A 420-nucleotide genomic window follows, 5' to 3' on the forward strand; every position below is an offset into this window, starting at 1 on the left:
AAGAGACAGCCCCAGGCGTACGTGGCCCGGCCCCACCACGGCACGGGCGCCAGCTCCGGCCCCGGGTGCGCGCGGGCGTACGCCGCGCCCACCACCGGGAAGTAGTGGGGCTCCACGCTCACGCCCAGGTGCAGCGTGTCCGCCACGCGCCCCAGCAGGGCCCGGGAGCCCAGGACCTCCATCTCCGTGGCCGCCATGCTGGGCGCGTCTGGAATCAGCGCGTCCAGCTGGCCCAGGCTGCTGCCCTTCTGCTCGATTTGAAGCAGGGCATTGGCCCGGTACACTGGCGCCGTGGTGAGCAGGTACAGCCCCCCCACGGCCAGGGCCAGGGCGACGGACGCCGCGATGGTGCCGCGGCGCTCTCCCAGGATGGCCAGGTATCTGCCCAATCCCAGCTCATCATCCTGCGTCTGTCTCTTA

The 420-nt window shown here is 71.7% G+C and carries 1 protein-coding gene; it reads right to left on the reverse strand.

All coding sequences use genetic code 11. The annotated features are described in order from the left end of the window. A partial coding sequence (locus D7W79_RS42840) for a Wzz/FepE/Etk N-terminal domain-containing protein (RefSeq protein ID WP_244222296.1) occupies nt 1-420 on the reverse strand: 420 nt, incomplete at both ends.

Origin of the sequence: Corallococcus exercitus, assembly GCF_003611585.1 — a bacterium.
Classification (GTDB): Bacteria; Myxococcota; Myxococcia; order Myxococcales; family Myxococcaceae; genus Corallococcus; species Corallococcus exercitus.